General features: G+C 61.5%; 23 protein-coding genes and 1 tRNA gene. 16 read left to right on the top strand and 8 right to left on the bottom strand.

Annotation, left to right across the window (positions count from 1 at the left end):
* The first annotated feature begins 96 nt into the window (after positions 1-96).
* The 5 genes from AB7783_RS22890 to panE all read left to right on the top strand — a co-directional run bounded on the left by AB7783_RS22890 (position 97) and on the right by panE (position 4,629).
* Positions 97-702 carry a DUF2239 family protein gene (locus tag AB7783_RS22890; protein WP_441278870.1) on the top strand — a complete coding sequence of 202 codons (606 nt, stop codon included), beginning with the start codon at positions 97-99 and terminating at the stop codon, positions 700-702.
* A 26-nt stretch (positions 703-728) separates the two neighbouring features.
* Entirely contained in the window at positions 729-2,084 is a 1,356-nt protein-coding gene (locus AB7783_RS22895; RefSeq protein WP_441278871.1) for an MATE family efflux transporter, read from the top strand.
* Positions 2,085-2,187: 103 nt separating this feature from the next.
* On the top strand, positions 2,188-2,802 hold the full coding sequence (locus AB7783_RS22900) for a 2-hydroxychromene-2-carboxylate isomerase (protein WP_184512485.1): 615 nt from the start codon (positions 2,188-2,190) through the stop codon (positions 2,800-2,802).
* 13 nt (positions 2,803-2,815) lie between these two features.
* A complete protein-coding gene (locus tag AB7783_RS22905) occupies positions 2,816-3,553 on the top strand; it encodes an SDR family oxidoreductase (RefSeq protein WP_120287656.1) in 738 nt (245 codons plus the stop codon).
* A gap of 152 nt (positions 3,554-3,705) precedes the next feature.
* Positions 3,706-4,629 carry a 2-dehydropantoate 2-reductase gene (gene panE / locus AB7783_RS22910; RefSeq protein ID WP_441278872.1) on the top strand — a complete coding sequence of 308 codons (924 nt, stop codon included), beginning with the start codon at positions 3,706-3,708 and terminating at the stop codon, positions 4,627-4,629.
* Positions 4,630-4,684: 55 nt separating this feature from the next.
* Here the strand turns inward: panE and AB7783_RS22915 are convergent, their stop codons facing one another.
* From AB7783_RS22915 to AB7783_RS22930, 4 genes are all read right to left on the bottom strand, one after another.
* Positions 4,685-5,275, bottom strand: coding sequence for a c-type cytochrome (locus AB7783_RS22915; RefSeq protein ID WP_441278873.1), 591 nt, complete (start codon positions 5,273-5,275; stop codon positions 4,685-4,687).
* Between the two features lie 76 nt (positions 5,276-5,351).
* Positions 5,352-6,620: a PQQ-dependent sugar dehydrogenase gene (locus AB7783_RS22920; RefSeq protein ID WP_441278874.1), complete on the bottom strand. Its 1,269-nt coding sequence runs from the start codon at positions 6,618-6,620 to the stop codon at positions 5,352-5,354.
* 258 nt (positions 6,621-6,878) lie between these two features.
* Positions 6,879-7,328 carry a hypothetical protein gene (locus AB7783_RS22925; protein ID WP_170849625.1) on the bottom strand — a complete coding sequence of 150 codons (450 nt, stop codon included), beginning with the start codon at positions 7,326-7,328 and terminating at the stop codon, positions 6,879-6,881.
* Between the two features lie 160 nt (positions 7,329-7,488).
* Positions 7,489-7,563, bottom strand: a tRNA-Gly gene (locus tag AB7783_RS22930).
* A gap of 298 nt (positions 7,564-7,861) precedes the next feature.
* On the opposite strand from AB7783_RS22930, the gene trxA reads away from it, so the two are divergent.
* From trxA to AB7783_RS22945, 3 genes are read left to right on the top strand one after another with little or no spacing between them, the layout of a single operon-like run.
* On the top strand, positions 7,862-8,800 hold the full coding sequence (gene trxA, locus AB7783_RS22935; protein ID WP_414716828.1) for a thioredoxin: 939 nt from the start codon (positions 7,862-7,864) through the stop codon (positions 8,798-8,800).
* A gap of 30 nt (positions 8,801-8,830) precedes the next feature.
* Positions 8,831-9,505, top strand: coding sequence for an LON peptidase substrate-binding domain-containing protein (locus AB7783_RS22940; RefSeq protein WP_089263165.1), 675 nt, complete (start codon positions 8,831-8,833; stop codon positions 9,503-9,505).
* Positions 9,506-9,552: 47 nt separating this feature from the next.
* Entirely contained in the window at positions 9,553-9,753 is a 201-nt protein-coding gene (locus AB7783_RS22945) for a Trm112 family protein (RefSeq protein WP_068730204.1), read from the top strand.
* Between the two features lie 17 nt (positions 9,754-9,770).
* Here the strand turns inward: AB7783_RS22945 and AB7783_RS22950 are convergent, their stop codons facing one another.
* The 3 genes from AB7783_RS22950 to gstA are packed head-to-tail and all read right to left on the bottom strand — an operon-like array spanning position 9,771 to position 11,549.
* Positions 9,771-10,100 (bottom strand): DMT family transporter, encoded by a 330-nt coding sequence (locus AB7783_RS22950; protein ID WP_231078656.1) that lies wholly within the window; start codon positions 10,098-10,100, stop codon positions 9,771-9,773.
* A gap of 7 nt (positions 10,101-10,107) precedes the next feature.
* A complete protein-coding gene (locus AB7783_RS22955; protein WP_441278875.1) occupies positions 10,108-10,806 on the bottom strand; it encodes a glutathione S-transferase family protein in 699 nt (232 codons plus the stop codon).
* Positions 10,803-11,549 (bottom strand): glutathione transferase GstA, encoded by a 747-nt coding sequence (gstA, locus tag AB7783_RS22960; protein WP_441278876.1) that lies wholly within the window; start codon positions 11,547-11,549, stop codon positions 10,803-10,805. The genes AB7783_RS22955 and gstA overlap by 4 nt, the downstream gene beginning before the upstream one ends.
* Here gstA and AB7783_RS22965 point away from each other — a divergent pair.
* Entirely contained in the window at positions 11,530-12,492 is a 963-nt protein-coding gene (locus AB7783_RS22965) for a LysR family transcriptional regulator (RefSeq protein ID WP_441278877.1), read from the top strand. The two genes, gstA and AB7783_RS22965, sit on opposite strands and share 20 nt — an antisense overlap.
* A 25-nt stretch (positions 12,493-12,517) precedes the next feature.
* Here the strand turns inward: AB7783_RS22965 and AB7783_RS22970 are convergent, their stop codons facing one another.
* On the bottom strand, positions 12,518-13,738 hold the full coding sequence (locus AB7783_RS22970) for a ubiquinone biosynthesis hydroxylase (RefSeq protein WP_120287663.1): 1,221 nt from the start codon (positions 13,736-13,738) through the stop codon (positions 12,518-12,520).
* Positions 13,739-13,880: 142 nt separating this feature from the next.
* On the opposite strand from AB7783_RS22970, the gene tesB reads away from it, so the two are divergent.
* From tesB to AB7783_RS23005, 7 genes are all read left to right on the top strand, one after another.
* Positions 13,881-14,756 carry an acyl-CoA thioesterase II gene (tesB, locus tag AB7783_RS22975; protein WP_089263153.1) on the top strand — a complete coding sequence of 292 codons (876 nt, stop codon included), beginning with the start codon at positions 13,881-13,883 and terminating at the stop codon, positions 14,754-14,756.
* Between the two features lie 169 nt (positions 14,757-14,925).
* Positions 14,926-15,264 (top strand): P-II family nitrogen regulator, encoded by a 339-nt coding sequence (locus AB7783_RS22980; RefSeq protein WP_089263151.1) that lies wholly within the window; start codon positions 14,926-14,928, stop codon positions 15,262-15,264.
* 469 nt (positions 15,265-15,733) lie between these two features.
* Positions 15,734-16,072, top strand: a complete 339-nt coding sequence (locus AB7783_RS22985) for a P-II family nitrogen regulator (RefSeq protein ID WP_068730208.1) — start codon at positions 15,734-15,736, stop codon at positions 16,070-16,072.
* A gap of 54 nt (positions 16,073-16,126) precedes the next feature.
* Positions 16,127-17,566: an ammonium transporter gene (locus tag AB7783_RS22990; RefSeq protein ID WP_089263149.1), complete on the top strand. Its 1,440-nt coding sequence runs from the start codon at positions 16,127-16,129 to the stop codon at positions 17,564-17,566.
* Positions 17,567-17,862: 296 nt separating this feature from the next.
* Complete coding sequence (locus AB7783_RS22995) at positions 17,863-19,092, top strand: aminotransferase class I/II-fold pyridoxal phosphate-dependent enzyme (protein ID WP_441278878.1); 1,230 nt, start codon at positions 17,863-17,865, stop codon at positions 19,090-19,092.
* Between the two features lie 38 nt (positions 19,093-19,130).
* Entirely contained in the window at positions 19,131-21,617 is a 2,487-nt protein-coding gene (locus AB7783_RS23000) for a DNA translocase FtsK (RefSeq protein ID WP_441278879.1), read from the top strand.
* Positions 21,618-21,810: 193 nt separating this feature from the next.
* Positions 21,811-22,665 (top strand): outer membrane lipoprotein carrier protein LolA, encoded by an 855-nt coding sequence (locus AB7783_RS23005; protein ID WP_349633095.1) that lies wholly within the window; start codon positions 21,811-21,813, stop codon positions 22,663-22,665.
* The last annotated feature ends 51 nt before the right edge of the window (positions 22,666-22,716 follow it).

The raw sequence follows: 22,716 nt of genomic DNA on the forward strand, positions 1-22,716 counted from the left end.
GGGCTGGCACGCCTAATTATTGCCCGGGTAATATTGACAGATATATTATCCGGGTATAATTAGCATCGATCTTGATGATGAGACGGGCTTATTCCCATGACTGAAATGAGTGTTCCTCCGTTTAGCGCCTTTGCCGGTCCGAAGCTGCTGGCTTCTGGGCCATTGGCCGAGGTGGCGATCGCAATCAAGATCGCGACCAGCGCAATCGCCGATCCGATCGTCATTTTCGACAATGCCACCGGCAAGTCACTCGATATCGATTTGCGCGGCAGCCATCGCGAGGTCGTCGCCCGCCTGCCCCAGCTATCCGCGGTCGAGCCCCACGTCGAGGCGTCGACCGAGCCCCGTGGCCGTGGCCGGCCGAAGCTTGGCGTTGTCGCCCGCGAGGTAACGCTGTTGCCGCGCCATTGGGAGTGGCTTGGCACCCAACCCGGCGGCGCTTCCGTCGCATTACGAAAACTGGTCGAGGAGGCGCGCCGCGTCCATGGTGACCGGGATCGGCTTCGTGCGGCGCGTGACGCCGCTTATCACTTCATGTCGACCATGGCGGGCGACCGGCCCGGTTTCGAGGAAGCGTCGCGGGCCTTGTTCGCTGACGACCGGCGACGCTTTGCCGGCCTGATCGCCCCATGGCCCGAAGATATTCGCGACCACGTCATCAAGCTTGCCTTCAGTGATCGCGCCGAATCGACCTCGGCCTGATCGGCCGTCACGTCCATCCCAAGGAAATGCCCGTGTCGAACGTTCCGCCCCTCTGGAAGACCTTTCTCGTCTTCCTTGCACCGATGATGCTGAGCAATATTCTGCAATCGCTGTTCGGCACCATCAACAGCATCTATGTCGGCCAGATGATCGGCGTCGATGCGCTCGCGGCGGCATCGGTGTTCTTTCCGATAATGTTTTTCTTCATCTCCTTCGTCGTGGGATTGGGAGCGGGCGCGTCGGTGCTGATTGGCCAGGCCTGGGGCGCGGGCGAGCGCCACAAGGTAAAGGCGGTGGCCGGCACGACTCTCGCTGTCGCCCTTCTGCTAGCGGTCATCATCGCGGTGTTCGGCGCCCTGTTGAGCCGACCAATGATGGTTGCGCTTGCGACACCGGCAGATGTTCTCGACCAGGCCAGCGCCTATGCCCGGATCATGATGCTGGCGATGCCGGCGACCTTCATCTTCATTCTGATGACATCGATGATGCGCGGCGTCGGCGACACCGTGACGCCGCTATGGGCGCTGGCACTATCCACATTCATAGGCCTCACCGTCACACCGGCGCTGATCCAGGGCTGGTTTGGCCTGCCGCGACTTGGCGTGGCCAGCGCTGCCTGCGCCGCGGCCGCGTCGAGCGCGTTCACGCTGCTCTGGCTCGCCATATACCTGCGCCGCAAGAAACACGCGCTCGCGCCCGACGCGGAGCTCCTGCGCAGAATACGGCTTGACCCCGCGCTGCTGCGCAAGGTGTTGCGGATCGGTATCCCTTCCGCGATCGGCATGGCGGTCATGTCGGTGGCCGAACTTGTGCTGCTCGGCCTGGTCAACGGCTTCGGCTCCAACGCGACCGCCGCTTATGGCGCGGTCAACCAGATTTTGAGCTATGTGCAGTTTCCGGCCATTTCGATCTCGATTACGGTCTCGATCTTCGGCGCGCAGGCCATCGGCCGCGGCCAGGCCGACCGGCTCGGCGCCATCGTCCGCACCGGATTGCTGATGAACCTCGTCCTGACCGGCGGACTGGTGGCGATCGCCTACCTGTTCTCCCGCACTCTCATGAGCTTTTTCATTGTCGATCCCGCGGTCCTCGAACTCGCACAACGATCGCTTCACATTGTACTGTGGAGTTCGGTCCTGTTCGGCATGGCCACAACCTTCTCCGGAATGATGCGTGCCAGCGGAACGGTATTCGCACCATTGGCGCTTCTGGTTTTCGCCATCGTTGCCATCGAAGTGCCCTCGGCCGTCATCCTCAGCCGCACTATCGGTCTCGATGGCGTCTGGGCCGCCTACCCCATCACCTTCTGCGCCATGTTTGTTCTGCAGATGAGCTATTACATGCTGGTGTGGCGCAAACGGACCGTACAGCGTCTGATCTGACACTGTGCGCCGTCAAGCCATAGCATTACGGTCATCATAAAAGATGTGGACGCATCGCACGTGCTGCGCCACACTGCACCCAATAAAAATTCGGGAGACCGCCTTGACCAAGACGTCGCCACAATTCCTGTTCGATTTCGGCAGCCCCAACGCCTATCTCAGCCATCTGGCGATCCCGGCGATCGAAGCGCGCACCGGCGTGACATTCGAATACGTCCCGGTCCTGCTGGGGGGCATCTTCAAGGCGACCAATAATCGCTCGCCGGCGGAGACCTATGCCGGCGTCAAGAACAAACGTGAATTTCATCAAATCGAGACCGAGCGGTTCGTGAAGCGCTTCAGCGTCAAGCCCTACACGATGAATCCGTTCTTCCCGGTCAACACGCTGAACCTGATGCGCGTCGCCGTTGCGGCACAGCTTGACGGCGTGTTCGAGAAATACGTCGAGGCGGCATTCCATCATATGTGGGGTGAGCCAAAGAAGATGGATGACCCCGACGTGGCCATCAAAGCGCTGACCGAGTCGGGTCTCGATGGCGCAAGACTGTTCGCACGCGGACAGGAGCCCGAGGTGAAGGCAGTACTGGTGGCGAACACACAGACCGCCGTGGAGCGCGGCGCCTTCGGCTCGCCGACCTTCTTCGTGGGTAACGAGATGTTCTTCGGCAAGGAGCAGTTGCGCGAAGTCGAGGAACTGATCACCGGCGCCAGCAAATAGCGGAGAGCACATCATGCAGAAGCGCAACGCGACTGTCGCAGTCATCGGCGCCGGTGATTTTATCGGCTCGGAGATCGCCAAGAAATTCGCCGCTGAAGGTTTTACGGTGTTCGCCGGGCGCCGTAACGGCGACAAGCTGGCGCCTTTGGTGGCAGAGATCGAGGCCATGGGTGGCACGATCGTGGCGCGTTCGCTCGATGCCCGCAAGGAAGACGAGATCGCCGCCTTTCTCAACGACGCAGATGCGCACGCGCCATTGGAAGTCTGCATCTTCAATGTCGGCGCCAACGTCAATTTTCCAATTCTGGAGACGACCGAGCGGGTGTTTCGCAAGGTCTGGGAGATGGCCTGCTATTCCGGTTTTCTGGCCGGGCGCGAAGCTGCACGGCTGATGATGCCGCGCGGCCAGGGCAACATCTTCTTCACAGGCGCCACCGCGAGCTTGCGTGGCGGCAGTGGTTTTGCCGCTTTTGCATCGGCCAAATTCGGGTTGCGTGCAGTAGCTCAGGCGATGGCCCGCGAGCTCGGCCCGAAGAACATTCATGTCGCCCATCTGATTATCGACAGCGGCGTCGACACCGCCTGGGTGCGCGAACGCCGCGAGCAGATGTGGGGCAAGGAGGCGCTCAACAATCCCGATTTGTTGATGCCGCCCGCGTCGGTCGCCCAGTCATACTGGCAGCTCTATCAGCAGCCGCGTAGCGCCTGGACGTTTGAACTGGAGATTCGCCCGTTCGGGGAGAAGTGGTAGCGAGCACCTTCTCGCAGCCGTCATTGCAGGTAGCTCTTGCGACGAAGCAATCCAGCCCTGCATCGACAAGGAACTGGATTGCTTCGCTTCGCTCGCAATGACGGGCTACTGTTTGACAGCTTCACGTTCCAATCCAACATGGACTCATCCCAATGCGTATTCTCGTGGTCGGCGCCGGTGCCATCGGCGGCTATTTCGGCGGCAGGCTGTTGCAGGCCGGCAATGACATCACTTTCCTGGTTCGCCCGAAGCGCGCCGGTGAGCTGGCAAGCGCCGGCCTTGTCATCAAGAGCCCGCACGGCGACGTGACCCTGAAGAATCCGCCGACGGTGCAGGCAGATGCGATCAAGGAGAAATTCGATGTCGTGCTGCTGAGCTGCAAGGCCTTCGACCTCGACGACGCCATCGCGTCCTTTGCACCCGCGGTTGGGCCAAACACGGCGATCATTCCGCTGCTCAACGGCATGAAGCATCTCGACGTACTGGAGAAGAAGTTCGGCGCCAAGAACGTCATGGGCGGCCAATGCCAGATCGCTGCAACGCTCAACGACGCGCGCGAGGTCGTCCAGATGGCGCCGATGCAGGTGCTCAGCTTCGGCGAACGCAAGGGCGGCAGTTCAGATCGCGTGAAGGCGATCGCCGCGATCATGGCGACCGGCAATTTCGGCGGCTCGGCCTCCGACAACATCATGCAGGACATGTGGGAGAAATGGGTGTTCCTGGCGACAATCGCCGGCTCCACCAGCGCCATGCGCGGCGCTGTCGGTGACATCGTCGCGGCACCTGGCGGTCGGGACTTCATCCTCGGCGTGCGCGATGAGATGAGCGGCGTCGCCAAGGCCAACGGCTTCGCACCGCGGGCAGCCTTCCTCGAACGCACCGAGGGCATGCTGACAGCAGAGGGTTCGAAGATGACCGCCTCGATGTATCGCGACATCCTCAACAAGGCGCAGATCGAGGCCGACCAGATCGTCGGCGATGTCATCGCCCGCGCCGATGCCGCCAAGGTTGCCGTGCCGCGACTGCGGATGATCTATACGCATCTCAAGGCGTATGAGCATCAGCGGGTAGCGTAAGCATCGGGACGTAGCCCGGATCAGGCCAATCGCAATCCGGGCTACGGATTTCCCCTCATAGATGCGCCAGATAATGCGCCAGCGCAGTGATCTCTTCTTCACTGAGCGAATAGGCAACCTCAGCCATCGCTGCCATGCCGCCACCGGCGCGGACGCCGGACTTGTAATCGCGCAGCGCCTTGACGAGATAGTCCTCGCGCTGTCCGGCGATACGCGACACCGCCTTCGTGCCACCATAACTTTCCGTGTGGCACGACGCACAGCGACGGCCGGCCGCCGCTTGCGCGCCCTTGGCCGACAGATCCGGATTGTCATCGGGCTTTTTGCCCTCCGGCGGCTTCAGCGAGGCGAAATAGGCGCCGAGATTACGGATGTCGTTGTTGTCGATCTGCTCCAAGATCGGCTGCATCTGTTCGTTCTTGCGGGTGCCTGAACGAAAGAACACCAGCTGCCACTGGATAAACAGATCCGGCTGTGCGGCGAGCGAAGGGATGTTCTCCATTTGCGAGATGCCGTTTTCGCCGTGACAGCCGCTGCAGAGCTCGGCTTTCTCCTTACCCGCGGCGATATCGGCGGCATCAGCCGGACTGGACCCAGAACCAAGAACTAGAAAGACAAGAACAGCCGCGATTGCAGAACGATGCATGAGCCACATTCCCATTCCAGAATACATGAGGCTGGAGCTGCGGATGACGCAACTCCAGCCTCACGCAATTCGCGACTTACTTCGCGTAGCTGATGCGATAGATTGCGCCTGCCCAATCGTCGGCAATCAGCAGCGATCCATCCTTGGCTAGAACGATATCGGCAGGGCGGCCGAGATAACCCTGGTCACCCTCGATCCAGCCGGAGGCAAAGATCTCCTGCTTGGCGTTCTTCCCATCCGGCCCGGCGATCACACGCTTGATACGTGCGCCCTGATACTTGTGCCGGTTCCACGAGCCGTGTTCGGCAATGAAGATGTTGTTCTTGTACTCGGCAGGAAACATGCTGCCGGTATAGAACTTCATCCCCAGGGGCGCGACATGGGCGCCGAGATTCAACACCGGCGGCGTGAATTCCGAACACTTGTGACCCATGGCGAATTTCGGATCCGGCATGTTGCCTTGATGGCAATGCGGATAGCCGAAATGCTCACCAAGCTTCGAGATCATGTTGAGCTTGTCGCTCGGCATATCGTCGCTGATCCAGTCGCGCGCATTTTCGGTGAACCAGTATTTGCCGGTGCGGGGATCGACGTCGCCGCCCACCGAATTGCGAACGCCGAGCGCCACGATTTCGGCATTGCCGGTCTTGGGATCGACACGGCGGATCTGCGAGAGGCTGGTCGGCGGAATGCCGATGTTGAAGGGAGGTCCAAACGGAACGTAGAACCAGCCGTCCTTGTCCGGCGCGAGATACTTCCAGCCATGTGCCGCGAATGACGGCATATCGTCATAGACCACCTTGCCGTCACCGAGCTTGTCGATATTTGCCTCAGCATTCTCGTATTTGATCAGTTTGTTGATATCGATCACATAGAGCGCACCGTCCTGAAAGGCGATGCCCGTCGGCATCTTCATGCCCTTGATGACGGTCTTGACCTCTTTCTTGCCGCCCTTGTCGGTGATCGCATAGACGTTGCCGAGGCCGAACGATCCGACAAAGAGTGTGCCTTTATCGCCCCAGGCCATCTGCCGCGCCGCCAGCACGCCGGATGCATAGACCTCGATCTTGAACCCGGCAGGCAGCTTGATCTTCTTCATCATGGCTGCGAGTTCGGCATCGGACGCACCGGTCGGCGGGCCCGACGGCGGCGCGAGGCCCTTTTGCGCTTCAGTTTCGTCGCCGAGGAACCAGTCGTCTGGCGGATTGGTCCAGAATTCCTTGGTATCGGATTTGTAGCTCTTGAGCTTTTGCTGTGCGCTCGCTTGATTGAGCGAGGCCATGCCGATCGCCGTAGCGAGGATGGCGGCGCACGCAACAACGGATCGACCAGTCATCGATTTCATCGCGTCACTCCCTGTGCAGCTTGTTGCGGCTGCTATGTCTTATTGAACGTTCGAGACGAACTTTATTGGTCTGTGATTTTCTCAGACAGTGAGATGCTAGCACAAATGTCGCAGGTGAAAAGCGCAACTAACGCTCGCGCAAATGAAAGACGTCGCCATCACGACGACATCTTGAAAAAAATTTTGAAAGTTAGTTCCAGTAGCCTGATGCAATTGGCGCATCGCACCGCATCATCGCGCGATCACTGCTACGTTTTTTTAAAGGCTACCCTTGGTGAGATAGCGCCAGGCCACGGCCAGCAAGATCAACCCGATGAAGATCAACGCGACCGGCAGCTTCTTCTTTTCGCGCGGGGGCGGTGGCGTGTTGGGCTTGATCCGGCGAAAAGGCGTGACGTTGTTATTGTTGTCGTCGGGCATTGGTCTTGATCTCGAAGCCGTCTTGATGATGGGCGCGATGCCGGTGCCGCCCATGCGGGAATAATAGCTGCGGTAGACAGTCTGGATGGTGGCTTCGGCCGCGGCTGGCTCGGATTGTTTGCCACGCGCCAGCAGCGCGAGATAGCCCGCATAGAATGTCTGGGCTTCCTGCGGCAGCGCGTCGAGGCTTTTCAGCTTCGCCATCATCACCCAGGTCGCAAAATCCGCCCGCGCCTCGTCATTGGCACGCTTGGCAATTTCCAGGTTGGAATCAGTGGTCGACGGCATCGTCAGTCTCGTACCCGCTTCGCCCGTGGATTGTCTGCCCAACGCCCGATGATTTCAAGCGATGCGGGGCGGATCTACGTGCCTGCGGATCACAAACGACAAGGCCGCCGGACGGCGGCCTGTGATCGATAAAACTGATGCCAAAAAACCAGGAAAATTCTGGAGCGGGCGAAGGGATTCGAACCCTCGACCCCGACCTTGGCAAGGTCGTGCTCTACCACTGAGCTACACCCGCATCCGAGAAGACAGGCGGCGATTGCTCGCCGCCGACGCGCAGACCTATGCCAAATGCCGGTGGCGAATGCAACAGCTAGACTGCATCTCGGATCGCGGCGAGTTAATCGCGGTTTATGGCCCTTTGAGCCCGATTTTGCCCAGAAAATGGGTCAAAACAGCGAAATGTCGCCTCTCGGGTCGAATCGGTCCCTGCCGGACCTATTTCACCGGATTGCAAATTACTGTCACGGACGCCATTTAATCGCTCAGGCCATGCTAGAAGCAGCCAAATTTTTCAGACATCGAGCGAGGTTCACGTGACCATCATGGATCAGGGCGGCGCACAGGCGCCGCAGGCAGGTTCGACGCCGCAGGCAGCAACCGCTCTCATCAAGGACACGACCACCCGCACCTTCGTGCAGGACGTTATCGAGGAATCCAAACGCCAGCCGGTCCTGATCGACTTCTGGGCGCCTTGGTGTGGTCCGTGCCGCCAGCTGACTCCTGTCATCGAGAAAGCCGTGACCGCCGCCAAGGGCAAGGTGAAGCTGGTCAAGATGAACATCGACGAGAATCCGGAGATTCCCGGCCAGATGGGCATCCAGTCGATCCCCGCCGTGATCGCCTTCGTCAACGGCCAGCCGGCCGATGGCTTCATGGGTGCGGTTCCGGAGAGCCAGGTTAATGCGTTCATCGACAAGCTGACAGCCGGCATGCCCGGCGCCGAGCCCACGGCTGCCGAATTGCTTCAGGAAGCCGAAGCGATTCTGGCTGAGGGCGATCCGGCCACCGCCGCTTCGATCTATGGCGAGGTGATTGCCGCCGATGCCGGCAATATCGCCGCCATTGCTGGCCTTGCCCGCTGTTACGTCGAGACCGGCGCCATCGAACAGGCCAAGCAGACCCTTGAGCTCGTCCCGGTCGCGAAGCGTGAGGACGCTGCGGTCAAGGCCGTGCAGGCCAAGATCGATCTGGTCGAACAGGCCAGTGCGCTCGGTCCGGTCACCGAACTGGAACAGAAGGTCGCCGCGAATCCGCTCGACCATCAAGCCCGCTTCGACCTTGCGATCGCGCTCAATGGCGCCAATCAGCGCAGTGAGGCCACGGGTCACCTGCTTGAAATCGTCAAGCGTGATCGCAAATGGGATGACGACGGCGCCCGCAAGCAATTGATCCAGTTCTTCGACGCCTGGGGACCGACGGATGAGGCCACGGTTGACGGTCGCAGGCGGTTATCGACTATCCTGTTCTCGTAATTCTCCTCGCGTGACGAATCGGAACCGGACATGCCCATCAATGCCGACTATCGCGGGCCTGCCGAACTTCCCGAGGTGATCCCGGTGTTTCCGCTGCCGGGCGCGCTGCTGCTGCCGCGCGGCCAGATGCCGCTGAACATTTTCGAGCAGCGCTACCTCGCGATGATCGACGATTCGCTTCGCGACGGGCACCGGCTGATTGGCATGATCCAGCCCGATGCGGCGCATTCGCCGGATGAGGCCAAGCCGGCACTGTTCAAAGTCGGCTGTGTCGGGCGCATCACCCAGCTCGCCGAATCCGGTGACGGCCGCTATATCCTCGAACTGACCGGCGTTTCCCGTTTCGAAGTGGTGCGGGAACTCTCGGTGCTGACGGCATATCGGCAGTGCAAGGTCGACTACTTCCCCTTCATCGACGATTTCACCGCACGCAAGGGCGAAGATGATGTCGACCGGGCCGCGCTGCTCGCGGTGCTCACCGATTTCCTCAAGGCCAACAACCTGAAAGTGGATTGGGAAGGCATCGACAAGGCTCCCAACGAGGCCCTGGTGAACGCGCTGGCGATGATGTCGCCCTATGGTCCGCCAGAGAAGCAGGCGATGCTCGAAGCGCCCGATCTCAAGACCCGCGCCGAGATCCTGATCGCTGTCACTGAAATGGATCTGGCCAAGAAGCGCACCAGCGGCGACCCACCGCTGCAGTAATTCTGATAAATAACCATGATCAACGACCGCATCACCGGAGCGCACCCATGACCACACCGCCAATCGAGCGCGCCGAAAGCACCGTCGACGCCAAGCTGCTGGAGATTCTGGTGTGCCCGCTGACCAAGGGGCAACTCGAATTCGATGCCGCCCGCCAGGAGCTGATCTCGCGCCAGGCCAAGCTTGCTTATCCGATCCGCGATGGCATTCCGATCATGCTGCCGGAAGAAGCGCGGAAGATCGACTGAATTTCTGATGTGGCGGCTCATGCCGGCGCAAATCTCAAGGCGACGATTCCCGCGACGATGAGGACGACCCCGCCGCCACGCAGCAGACTCATCGACTCGCCAAACAGCACGCTTCCGAACAGGACCGTCCCGGCTGCGCCGATCCCGACCCATACCGCGTAGGCGGACCCCACCGGCAAAACCTCCAGAACCCGGCCGAGCAGATAGACGAACGCGGCGAGGAAAATCAGCGACAGGATGGTCCAGCCCGGTCGGGTGTAACCCGTGGCATATTTCATCGAAATCGCCCACCCCACATCCAGAAGCCCGGCCACGATCAGTAGCAGCCATGCGACGCCCTGGCTCATGGCTGCCTCATGCTGCGATCTTGAGAAGATGTGCGTCGCGCTCGGCGAGAAATGCGCGCAGCCGGTCGGCGTAGTCGGCCGTGACGGCATTCGCTACGCTCGGACGTCCGCGTAACGCTGCGCGCCATGCCCGAACCTTGGGCGTTTGGGCGAAGACTTCCGTGTCAGCGATGCTATCGAACACATCGAAGTAGCGGAAGATCGGCGCGTAAACCGCATCGACCATACTGAAGTGCTGCCCCGCGAAAAACGGCGCTGCGGTTAGCACGTTCTCGATGCGACCGAATTTGCCGGCCAACATCTTCCGCTTCGCTTCATAGCTGTTCGCTTCAGTGGCCGTCTCGAACCCCCACAGATCGGCGAGGATCGACGAGCCGAACTCGATCCAGCCACGGTGCCCGGCTCGCTCGAGCGGATCGGATGGGTGAAGCCGCACGCCCGTCTGCGTCTCTTCGATGTATTCGCAGATCACCGCACTTTCGAAGAGCACGGCAGTGTCATTGCCGTCGCGCCGGACAAGCAGAAGCGGAACCTTGCCCAGCGGTGAGATCGCGTGAAACCAGTCCGGCTTGTGCGCGAGATCGATATAGCACCGCTCGAAACGGACACCCTTTTCGGCAAGCACGATGGCCGCTCGCTGCACGTAAGGGCAAAGATGATGGCTGACGAGCGTCAGTGCTGTCGCGTCTGGCTGATCCACGGTCATGCGCTCACCTTTATTCTCTCGGCGCGCATGGCCTGCTGTACGGCGGGCCGCGCTTCGACGCGGGCCATGAAGTCGCGCAGATGCGGAAAGTTGGACAGATCAACCTTGGCGAAGTTGGACCACCCGACGATCGTGAACAGATAGGCGTCGGCCGCCGTGAAGCTTTCTGCGAGCAGGAACGGCCTGCCCGCCGCCAGATGGCGTTCAACCGACGCCAGCCGCTCTGCAATCTTTGCGCGCGCGACATCTGCTGACTGCGCGCCATATTCGGGGTGAAACAGCCACGGGCTGAACATCTTGTGGAGTTCAGTGGCGATGAAGTTGAGCCAGGATTGCAGCTCGACACGCTGCGGTGTGCCCGCAGGTGGCACCAACCTGCTTTCGGGTTTGAGGTCCGCAAGGTATTGAACGATCGCGGTGCCCTCGGTCAGCACTGTCCCATCATCGAGCGCCAGCGCCGGCACATAGCCGTTCGGGTTCACCACCGAATAGTCGCTGCCTGCCTCGGTGACGTGGGGCGACTTCCGGATATCCACCCGCACGAGTTCAAGCGGGATACCCGCCTCGTTCGCAACAATGTGCGGCGAGAGCGAACAGGTACCGGTGGCGTAATAGAGTTTCATAATTGGATCTTTCATTGCATCCGTCGTGGGCGCTATCGCACCAGCAAGGTAGTGCGCGCACAGACGCAAGTCCCATTGGCATTTCGCCAGCGGCGCTTGCGTGACTGCAAGCAAACCCACTGCTATCTTCGTCAACATGGATGATTGGAACGAACTTCGGCTGGCGCTCGCCATCCAACGCGCGGGCAGCCTGACGGCGGCGGCGATAACACTCGGCGTCGATCACTCCACGGCCTTCCGCCGCCTGAAAGCGTTGGAGGACAAGGTTGGTGTGCGGCTATTCGAGCGACTTCCAGGCGGCGCCTACCAGGCGACGGAGGCCGGTGCGCGGATGGCTGCCGGCGCGGAGCGCATGGAGGACGAGGCGCTGGCGCTTGATCGCGACATATCAGGTCGTGACCATCGTTTGTCGGGCCGCCTGACGGTCACGTCGTCCGAAACGCTGGCCTATAGCCGGCTGACGCCGCTTCTCGCCGCCTTCCAGCAGACTCACCCCGGCATTGTCGTGGAGTTGGTGATCGACAACCGCGTACTGAGCCTGTCGCGCCGCGAAGCCGACATTGCATTGCGCCCTATCCGTCCGAAGGAAGGCGATCTTTGGGGACGCAGACTGTCGGCCATCGCGTGGGGGCTCTATGCCGCCCCAGCCTATCTCGAGGCAATTGGCGGCCCGTTATCGAATCCATCCGAGATCGATCGCCATTCCTTGATCGGCTGGGAGGAAACGACATCAGGCATCGGGGCTGCCGACTGGTTGTCACGCGCAGCGCCATCGAACGCCTTCGTCTATCGGACGAACAGTCTGGTCAACCAGCTCGTCGCAGCGAAAGCCGGCATCGGGCTCGCGCTGATGCCGTGCTATCTCGCAGATCACGACGCCGGGGTGGCAAGAGCACTATCTGAGCCCCTCAAGGAACTTGAGGGTGAACTCTGGATCGTGACTCATGCGGGTTTGAAGAATACGGCGCGCGTCAGGGCCTTCTTCGATCTCGTCGGCGAAGGATTGATCCGCGAGCGCCCACTGTTCGAAGGCGAGAAGAAGCAGACATCTTCACCACGTTGAGCGGCGTAACCGCATGACATGCTGACTACAGCGCCTCACCCTTCAAAAGCCGCGGCACTTCCCCCGACAATCCCGCAGCCTGCTTGATGAAAGCACCCTTCAGCGGCGGCAGTCGATCGACGATGCCGAGACCGATGTCGCGGATGCTACGCACGAATGGCAGATCGTTCGAGAACAGGACGTTCAGCACATTGGTGGCGACACCCATCGTCATGGTGTCGAAGCGGCGCCAGCGCTGGTAGCGCTCCAAGACATCGCTCTGGCCGAAATCCATGCCCAGCCGCGCAGCATCGACGATGGTCTCTGCCAATGCCGCGACATCCTTCAGACCCATATTGAGTCCCTGCCCCGCGATCGGATGAATCACATGCGCAGCGTCGCCGATCAGCGCCAACCGTTCGCCGATGAAGGAGCGCGCGACGAAGTAGCCGAGCGGAAAGGCCCGCGGCTTGTCGAGCGCTTTGACCTCGCCGAGGTGCAGGCCGAAACGCTGCTCGAGCTCGGCATGGAATTCATCGTCCGGCAACGCAACGATGCGTGCGGCTTCCGTGCGCTTCTCGGTCCACACCAGCGACGAACGCTTGCCGGTCAGAGGCAGAATTGCAAACGGCCCGGCGGGCAGGAAGTGTTCTTCGGCACGTCCGTCATGATCGCGCTCATGGCCGACGGTGACGACGATACCGGACTGGTCATAATCCCAGCCATGGGTCGCGATGCCCGCACGCTCGCGCAGCTTCGAGCGCGCGCCATCGGCGGCGACAAGAAGAGCCGCCTCGATCACACTGCCATCCCCAAGCGTGACACTGACACCATCGGCCCGTGAATCGAATGTCGTCACCGCGGTCGCACGCAGATCAACGCCCGCCGCTTCGGCGCGGATCACCAGTTCGTCGATCAGCCGGCGATTTTCGACCATATGTGCGAACGGCTCGCCCGGCTCCACATGGCCGCCGAAGGTCAGGAAGGTCGGGCGGGTGGCGTCTTCCAGCTTGGAATCGGTGACGACCATGTCGAGGATCGGCTGGCTTTCGGCAGCCACAGCATCCCAGACACCGAGAGCATCGAACAGCCGCCGACAGGCAGCAACGATGGCCGTGGCACGCGGATCGCGGCTTGGCCGGTTCGCCAGCGCGGGATCGGCGACAATAATCGGCAGATCGGGGCCAAGCCCCTGGCGCAACGCCAAAGCCAGCGCCAGTCCGGCGAAGGCTCCGCCGCCGATGACAATGCCTCGTTGTGCCGCCATGATATCCGTTCTCGCTGTTGCCACGCGCTTATAGCTGGGCGAAACAGGATCGCGAAACAAGGGCGGCAATGGGACCGGGGCCTGCACGGCCAAGGTCTTGGTAAACCTCCCTTAATATTGCCGCTGAGCGAAAGATGCCGACATGTCCAAGAGCCTGATCGATCTGATCGATATCCTCGATCTCGAGACCATCGAGGTGAACATGTTCCGCGGGCGCAGCCCGAAAACGCGCTGGCAGCGGGTGTTCGGCGGCCAGGTGATCGGCCAGGCCATGGTGGCTTCGTGCCGCACCGTCGAAGGCCGCATGCCGCATTCGCTGCATTGTTATTTCATTCTGCCCGGCGACCCGCAGATTCCGATCGTCTACGAGGTCGAGCGCCTGCGCGACGGCAAGAGCTATTCGACCCGGCGTGTCACCGCGATCCAGCACGGCCATGCGATCTTCTCGATGATGGTGTCGTTCCACGCCGAGGAGGAGGACTCGTTCAACCACCAGGATCCGATGCCGGACGTGCCGCCGCCGGACAAGCTCACTGCGGAAGAGCTGTCGAAACATCCGATCATCGAGAAGATGCCCGATTTCATCCGCCGCTATTACGAGTCCGATCGCCCGATCGAGCTGCGTCCGGTGGAATTCCAGCGTTATGCTGGCGAGAAGATTCCGGAGGGGCGGATTAATTTCTGGATTCGTACCGCCGCGAAGCTGCCGGACGATCCGGCGCTCCATATGTGCGCGCTGGCCTATGCGTCGGACTTTTCGCTGCTCGATTCCATCATGGCCCGCTATGGCCGCACTTTGTTCGACGGTCAGGCGATGGCGGCCAGTCTCGATCACGCCATGTGGTTTCACCGCCCGTTCCGCGCCGACGAATGGCTGCTCTACAGTCAGGATTCGCCGAGCGCCCAGAACGGTCGCGGCCTCGCGCGCGGCCTGATCTTCAAGCCCGACGGCACGCTGGTGGCGACCGTGGCGCAGGAAGGCTCAGTGCGCGAGCGCCGCGAGAAGCCGGCGACGTAAGTTGCTCCGCTTCCAGCCATGAATCCCGCTTCGCCGTCTTGGCGTGCAAACGGCCCGCCCCGAAGGCAGGATCGCCGCCCAATTTCCACGCGCCATGCCAACGGGGATGGCATAAAGCTGTCTGATTGCGTAAGCAGGGTCGTACACCGCCCCCGAAGAGGAATCCTGCATGAAGCTCGTGGTCGCGATCATCAAACCCTTCAAGCTCGATGAAGTGCGTCAGGCTCTGACGGCCATCGGCGTCCACGGCATGACGGTGACCGAAGTGAAGGGCTATGGCCGGCAGAAGGGCCATACCGAGATGTATCGCGGCGCCGAGTATATTGTGAACTTCCTGCCCAAACTGCGCCTCGAAATCGCTGTGGCGTCCGACCTCGCGGCCAAGGCGGTCGAGGTCATCTCCACCGGAGCCCGGACCGGCCAGATCGGCGACGGCAAGATCTTCGTAACCCCGATCGACCACGCCCTGCGTATCCGCACCGGCGAGACCGACAGCGACGCGCTTTAGGCAATAAGCCAGCGCCCACTGGGCTTTCAGCCAGAGCCGCTCTCACAGTCCGCTCGAATACGCCCGAAGGGCTCTACGGCCTTGCCCGGTTGAGCCATGGCAATTCCACGCGCGCCAGTTGGAAGGCCTGCAGATTAGACAATTTCGAGTTTTTTGCCTCGGATTGACGTATTTGGGCACCTCTGGGCTGCCCGCCGCCTAAGCAGGAATATGTCGAGAGCCTGTCATGCTTCCATTTTGGGCAGGATTGGCTAGAGTTTGGGCGCGACCGAATAGCGCACTCTGTCTCATCACGTGAGAAACGCGAAAAGCTGGGGATTCATAAACCGTTAGAGAATTCCGCCGATCTGGCACGGCATTTGATTCTATCTGGTCTGGCTGTGCCCGCGTAGTGAACTTCTCCGCGTGGTGAACCTCAGTCGAGATCGCCCGGTCGGTTTTCGGTCGGGCCCAAGCGGGGATAGGACCCATGAAAATTGTTATGGCGATCATCAAGCCATTCAAGCTTGAGGAAGTCCGTGATGCCCTGACCGCCATTGGCGTTCATGGTTTGACGGTGACGGAAGTCAAAGGATATGGCCGACAGAAGGGCCATACGGAAATTTATCGCGGCGCTGAATATGCGGTGAGCTTCCTGCCCAAGATCAAGATCGAGGTGGCTGTCGCTTCCGATCAGGTCGACAAGACCATCGAAGCCATCACCACGGCCGCCAAGACCGGCCAGATCGGCGACGGCAAGATCTTCGTCATCAACCTCGACCACGCGGTTCGCATCCGCACCGGCGAGGCCGATGCTGCAGCCCTCTAAGTCGAATTCCTCGGATTTCGCGCTCACCCATTCTTCAATCAGGAGTCAAACACAATGACGTTTAAGCGTCCCTCTGGCGCGGGATTGGCGGCACTCGCCGTTGGCCTGTTCGCCGCAACTGCGGCTTACGCCGATCCGACGGTCAACAAGGGCGATAACGCCTGGATGATGACCTCGACGGTGCTGGTTCTGTTGATGACCGTCCCCGGCCTCGCCCTGTTCTATGGCGGCCTCGTTCGTTCCAAGAACATGCTCTCTGTGTTGATGCAGGTCCTCTACACCGCTTGCATCGTGATGGTGATCTGGGCTCTCTACGGCTACAGCATCACGTTCACTGGCGGTTCGGCTTATATCGGTGGCTTCTCGAAGGCGTTCCTCGCCGGCGTGACGCCTGACTCGATGGCTGCTTCGTTCACCGCAGACGCCAACATCTCGGAACTCGTCTACTTCTGCTTCCAGATGACCTTTGCCGCCATTACCCCCGGCCTGATCGTCGGCGCCTTCGCAGAACGCACCAAGTTCGCCGCGATTGCACTGTTCATCCCGCTCTGGGTGACGTTGATCTACTTCCCGATCGCGCACATGGTCTGGTACTGGGCTGGTCCGGACGCCATCGTTGCAGCCGCCAAGGCTGTTGCGGCCGCGGCTCCCGATGCGAAGGCTGCGGCTCAGGCCAAGCTTGATGAAGTCATGGCCGATGCCGGCCAGGTGTTCCTGTGGGGCGCTCTCGACTTCGCTGGCGGCACCGTCGTTCACATCAACGCCGGCATTGCTGGCCTCGTGGGCTGCCTGATCATCGGCAAGCGCACCGGCTACGGCAAGGAGCTGATGGCTCCGCACTCGCTGACCATGACCATGATCGGCGCGTCCCTGCTGTGGGTTGGCTGGTTCGGCTTCAACGTCGGTTCGAACCTCGAAGCCTCGGGCACTGCCGCTCTCGCGATGACCAACACCTTCCTCGCAACTGCGGTTGCGGCGATGGCCTGGATGTTCGCGGAGTGGATGACCAAGGGTCACCCGTCGCTGCTCGGCGCAGCATCGGGCGCGGTTGCCGGCCTCGTCGCCGTCACCCCGGCTTGCGGCTTCTCGGGCCCGATGGGCGCGATGGTTCTCGGTCTGGTCGCAGGCGTCGTTTGCCTGTTCTTCTGCACCGTCGTGAAGAACTCGCTCGGCTATGACGACTCGCTCGATGTGTTCGGCGTCCATTGCGTCGGCGGCATCATCGGCGCGCTTGGCACCGGCATCCTGGTCAACCCGGCCCTCGGCGGCACGGGTGTCATGGACTACGTCGCCGGCAAGATCGGCGACTACGACATGGTCACCCAGATGATCGCGCAGTGTAAGGCTGTCGCGACCACGCTGGTGTGGTCGGGCGTCGGTTCGGCGATCCTGTTCAAGGTCGTCGACGTGATCGTCGGTCTCCGCGTCAATGTTGAAGTCGAGCGCGAAGGCCTCGACGTCACCGAGCACACCGAACGCGCCTACAACATGTAAGCGTCACGAGCCATCCCGGATCATCGGTCCGGGATGGCTCACAAAGGGATCGGTTGGGGCACTACCCGGCAATGTCCCAACCGTCGAAGGGCTCCAGCGCAAGCTGGGGCCTTTCACTTTTTGGGGTGCCATTCTGATCCCCGCGTAGGCCTGGACGGGCGCTAAACGCGTGATAGCAAAGCCGGCCCCTCGATGGTTAATCGCGTCTTAACCTCGCCGTATCTATGGTGGTTTGATCTCGTTTCGGCCGATCTCATGGGGCGATCGGCTGCCTTGAAAGTACTGGCGTTTTCCTGATGGCACTCACCGCTCCTCCTTCCGCGGCGCAAGGCGCTGGCAGCCGGACCTCGGCTGGGCCCGATGGCGAGCGTTCGCCGTTTGCGCGGCTGACGGAATTGCTGGCGCCGTATCAGCCCGGCCAACCGCTGATCACACTGTCATTGGGCGAACCGCAGCACCCGGTGCCGGATTTCGTCGGACCGGTCCTCGCCAAACACACCGCCGATTTCGGCCGCTATCCGATCGCCAAGGGCATTGAGCCGTTCCGTCGCGCCGCCGCGACGTGGATGGGTACGCGCTTCAATCTCCCGCGCGCACTCGATCCCGAAACCGAAGTGCTGGTGCTGAACGGCAGCCGAGAAGGCCTGTTCTTCGCCGCGATCACGGCCGCGCGCTTTGTCGGCCCGCGCAAAGGCACGCCAGCGATCCTGCTGCCAAATCCGTTCTATCCAGCCTACGGCGCCGGTGCGCGCGCGGCGGGTTGCGAGCCGATCTTCATGCCGACCACAGTGGCCAACGGCTTCCTTCCCGATCTCGACGCACTCGATGAGGCCACGCTGGCGCGCACGGTGGCGATGTACGTCGCATCCCCGGCCAACCCGCAAGGCGCCGTCGCGACGCCCGCTTACTTCAAGAAGCTGCACGACCTCGCGCTGCGCTACGGTTTCATCGTGCTATCAGACGAATGCTATTCGGAAATCTACACGCAGGCCGCGCCCGGCAGCATGCTGGCGTCAGCCGGACCCGACTATGCCAATGTCGTTGCGTTTCAATCGCTATCAAAGCGCTCGAACCTGCCTGGCATGCGCGTCGGCTTCGTCGCCGGCGACAAGAAATTCCTGAGCGCGTTTCACGAATTGCGCAATGTGGCCGCGCCGCAGGTTCCGGTACCGCTGCAGCAGGTCGCGGTTGCCGCCTATAGCGACGAAGCACATGTGGAAGAGAATCGCAGGCTCTACCGCTTGAAGTTCGATCTTGCGGATCAGATCCTCGGCAATCGCTACGGCTACAAGCGACCGGCCGGAGGCTTCTGTCTGTGGCTCGATGTCTCCGCATATGGCGGCGACGAAGAGGCAACCGTGAGACTGTATCGCGATGGCGGCGTGCGCGTGGTGCCCGGAAGTTATCTGGCGCGCCCGCAGGCCGACGGCAGCAATCCCGGCGCCGGCTATATTCGTTTGGCCATGGTGCAGGACAGTGAAACGACAGCCGAGGCTTTGCATCGGCTGGTGAAGATTTTGAATTGAAGATCCTGGATTGATGCAGGGCGCATGAGCACTCCGGTATGAGCACCACGATCGAACGCGTCATTCCTCTCGTCGGCCATCTGCCCGCGTCGATTCGCGAGATGCTGGGACGACGGCTGCGCGAACTGGCAGGCTTTGGCCTGGTCTGCGCCGCAGGTGTCGCGGCGGCAGCGATGATGACCTGGTCCGTGCAGGATCCCAGCCTGAGCCATGCCACCTCGCGTGCGATCCGCAATGTCGCCGGTTATCCCGGCGCGATCGGTGCCGATCTGTTGATGCAGATCCTCGGCCTCGGCGCGATCATGATGATTCTCACCATCGCCGTCTGGGGCTGGCGGATGATGACGCATCGGCATTTCGATCGCGAAGCGCTGCGTATCGGTTGCTGGGTCCTTTGCACCATCATCGCATCAGGCTTTGCCAGCTGCTGGCAGCATGGCGGGTCGTGGCCCCTGCCGACCGGCGTCGGTGGCGTGGTCGGCGACGCGCTGTTTCGCGCGCCCGCGGTAGTCTTCGGTCCCGTCGGCTTCATCTATCGATTCGTCCTCGGCTTTATTCTCTGCGCGGCGATGATCGTGACCTTCTTCATCGCCTGCGGTTATGGTGCGCAGGCGAAGGAAGAGTTTGCCGAGATCGACATCGAGGAAGACGACGAGCCATTCGAGGAAGACGAAACCCGCGATCGCAGCTCGATCTCGGTCTCGCTTGGCTGGGCCGCGCATGCCGTGATGAGCGCGAAGGCGCGTCTCGGCCGTTTCCTCTCGTTGGTCTATGGCAAGATGGTTGCAAGCGAGCCCAAGGCGCGCGCGCCCTCCTTCGAACGTCAGGAACCGAACCTCGGCGGTCGTCGTAACAGCCCGTCAATTGCGCCGCGCGACGAAGACGAGAGCGATCACGACGAAGACGAAGAGCACGACTACGAGGAAGAAGAAGAGGAAGAGGAGCCCGCCCCGAAGGCGCGCAAGAAATCCTCGGCCAAGGAGCCGGTGCGCAAATCCAACGGCAAGTTCGAACTGCCCTCCGTCGGCATGCTCACCGCGCCGAAGGCCGCCGATCGCAAGCCGCTCAGCAAGGCCGAACTCGAAGCCAATTCGCGCGCGCTGGAAGGCGTGCTGCAGGACTTCGGCGTGCGCGGCGAAATCGTCAAAGCCAATCCCGGCCCCGTCGTCACGCTGTACGAACTCGAACCCGCACCCGGCATCAAGTCGTCGCGCGTGATCGGCCTTGCCGACGACATCGCACGCTCCATGAGCGCGCTGTCCGCCCGCGTCGCCGTCGTCCCCGGTCGCAACGCCATCGGCATCGAGCTGCCGAACGCCCATCGCGAAAACGTCTACTTGCGCGAACTGCTGACCGTGCAGGACACCAATGACGGCAGCATCAAGCTGCCGCTCTGCCTCGGCAAGAATATCGGCGGCGAGTCGATCATCATCGATCTTGCGCGTACGCCGCATATGCTGATCGCCGGTACCACCGGATCGGGCAAGTCGGTCGCGATCAACACCATGATTCTCAGCCTGGTCTACCGGCTGCGGCCGGATCAGTGTCGCCTGATCATGGTCGATCCGAAGATGCTCGAACTCTCCGTCTATGACGGCATCCCGCATCTGCTGACGCCGGTCGTGACCGATCCGAAGAAGGCCGTGGTCGCGCTGAAATGGGCCGTGCGCGAGATGGAAGAGCGCTACAAGCGCATGGCCAAGCTCGGCGTCCGCAACATCGACGGCTATAATGCGCGCCTCGTGGAAGCCAAGGCCAAGGGCGAGGAGCTCTCGCGCACCGTTCACACCGGCTTCGACAAGGAAACCGGCAAGGCGATCTACGAGGAAGAGAAACTCGATCTCGCGCCGTTGCCCTATATCGTCATCATTGTCGACGAAATGGCCGACCTGATGATGGTCGCCGGCAAGGACATCGAAGGCCTGGTGCAGCGTCTCGCGCAGATGGCACGCGCCGCCGGTCTCCACGTCGTCCTCGCGACGCAGCGTCCGTCGGTGGACGTCATCACCGGCACGATCAAGGCCAACTTCCCGACGCGCATTTCCTTCCAGGTCACGTCGAAGATCGACAGCCGCACCATCCTGGGCGAGATGGGCGCCGAGCAACTGCTCGGCCGCGGCGACATGCTCTATATGGCTGGCGGCGGCCGCATCTCGCGCGTACACGGTCCTTTCGTGTCGGACGAGGAAGTCGAGAAGGTGGTGCGCCACCTGAAGACGCAGGGCGAGCCGGAATATCTCGAGGCGGTCACCGCCGAAGAACCGGAGGAAGGCGAGGACGGCGCGGTATTCGATTCGACCGGCATGGGCGCCGATGGCGGTGGTGGCGATCTGTTCCAGCAAGCCGTTGCCATCGTGAAGCGCGACCGGAAGGCATCGACCAGCTACATCCAGCGCCGGCTGCAGATCGGTTACAATCGCGCAGCGTCGCTGATCGAGCGCATGGAAAATGAAGGCATCGTCGGTCAGCCCAACCATGCCGGTAAACGCGAGATTCTGATCGAAGAAGAAGAAAGCGGGTTCTGAGAGTTTGACCCCGCCGATGGACAATCCCGCTTTTGAGTCGCGAAATCGCCACACCTCCGGGTTAGCGCCTGCGCTGGCGGCGCCAGCCGCGGCGGGGGCGCAAGAGACCACCGGCCGGACCGCAAAACCGGTACCCATTCTGACGCAAAGCGCGGTAAAATGCGCCGAACCCGCCGAGCAGGACGACGCCTTGATGAGACGCCCGACCCATCACGCCGCAGACCGGTCTTTCCTGCGCATCGGCGCAGCCGGCCTCGTCGCGACGTTTGTCGCCGCCATTGTGGCGCCCTCGGCCTATGCCCAGTCAATCCCATTGCCGCGACCTGCACCGCAAGCGCGCAGCAATGGCAGTTTCCAGATGTCGGCCTCCGAGCCCCAGGCCGTTCGGCCGCCAGTTGCAATCGCACCCAAGACATCGGCGACGACATCCACGCCACCGAATCCAATCATTCCGGATCCGCGCCGCAACGTTCCCGCCAGCATTTTCATGAGCTTCGACGCCAATCAGAAGGCGCAGGCGAGCAAGGTCAGCAGCTATCTGTCATCGCTCAGCAATCTAAGCGGTAACTTTGTTCAAGTGGGCCCGGACGGCAGCCGCACCACCGGTGACTTCTTCATCCAGAAGCCCGGCAAGGTCCGTTTCGAATATGATGCGCCGACGACCATCGCCATGGTGTCCGACGGCCAGTCGCTCGCCGTCCGCGATTCCAAGCTGGCAACCCAGGACATCTACCCGCTGTCGCAGACACCGTTGCGCTATCTGCTGTCCGATCGCATCGATCTGATGAAGGACACCAATGTGGTCGCCGTCAGCGCTGACGACCTCTATACGTCGGTGACCATTGAGGAAAAGAACGCGCTGGTCGGCACCTCGCGCCTGATGCTGATGGTCGGCACCAAGGATGGACAGCTCAAGCAGTGGACCGTCACCGACCCGCAGGGCTATGACACCACGGTCGCGATCTACAATCTCGATACCGCGAAAAAGCCCGACCCGGGGCTGTTCAAAATCGACTTCACCAAGTATCCCACCAGCGGCGCGAATTAGTTTTCGCTGCAGGTGATGCCCTCATGATGAGCAGGCGCGCTTGCGCCGTCT

The organism is Tardiphaga sp. 172_B4_N1_3, assembly GCF_052076035.1.
Lineage (GTDB): Bacteria > Pseudomonadota > Alphaproteobacteria > Rhizobiales > Xanthobacteraceae > Tardiphaga > Tardiphaga robiniae.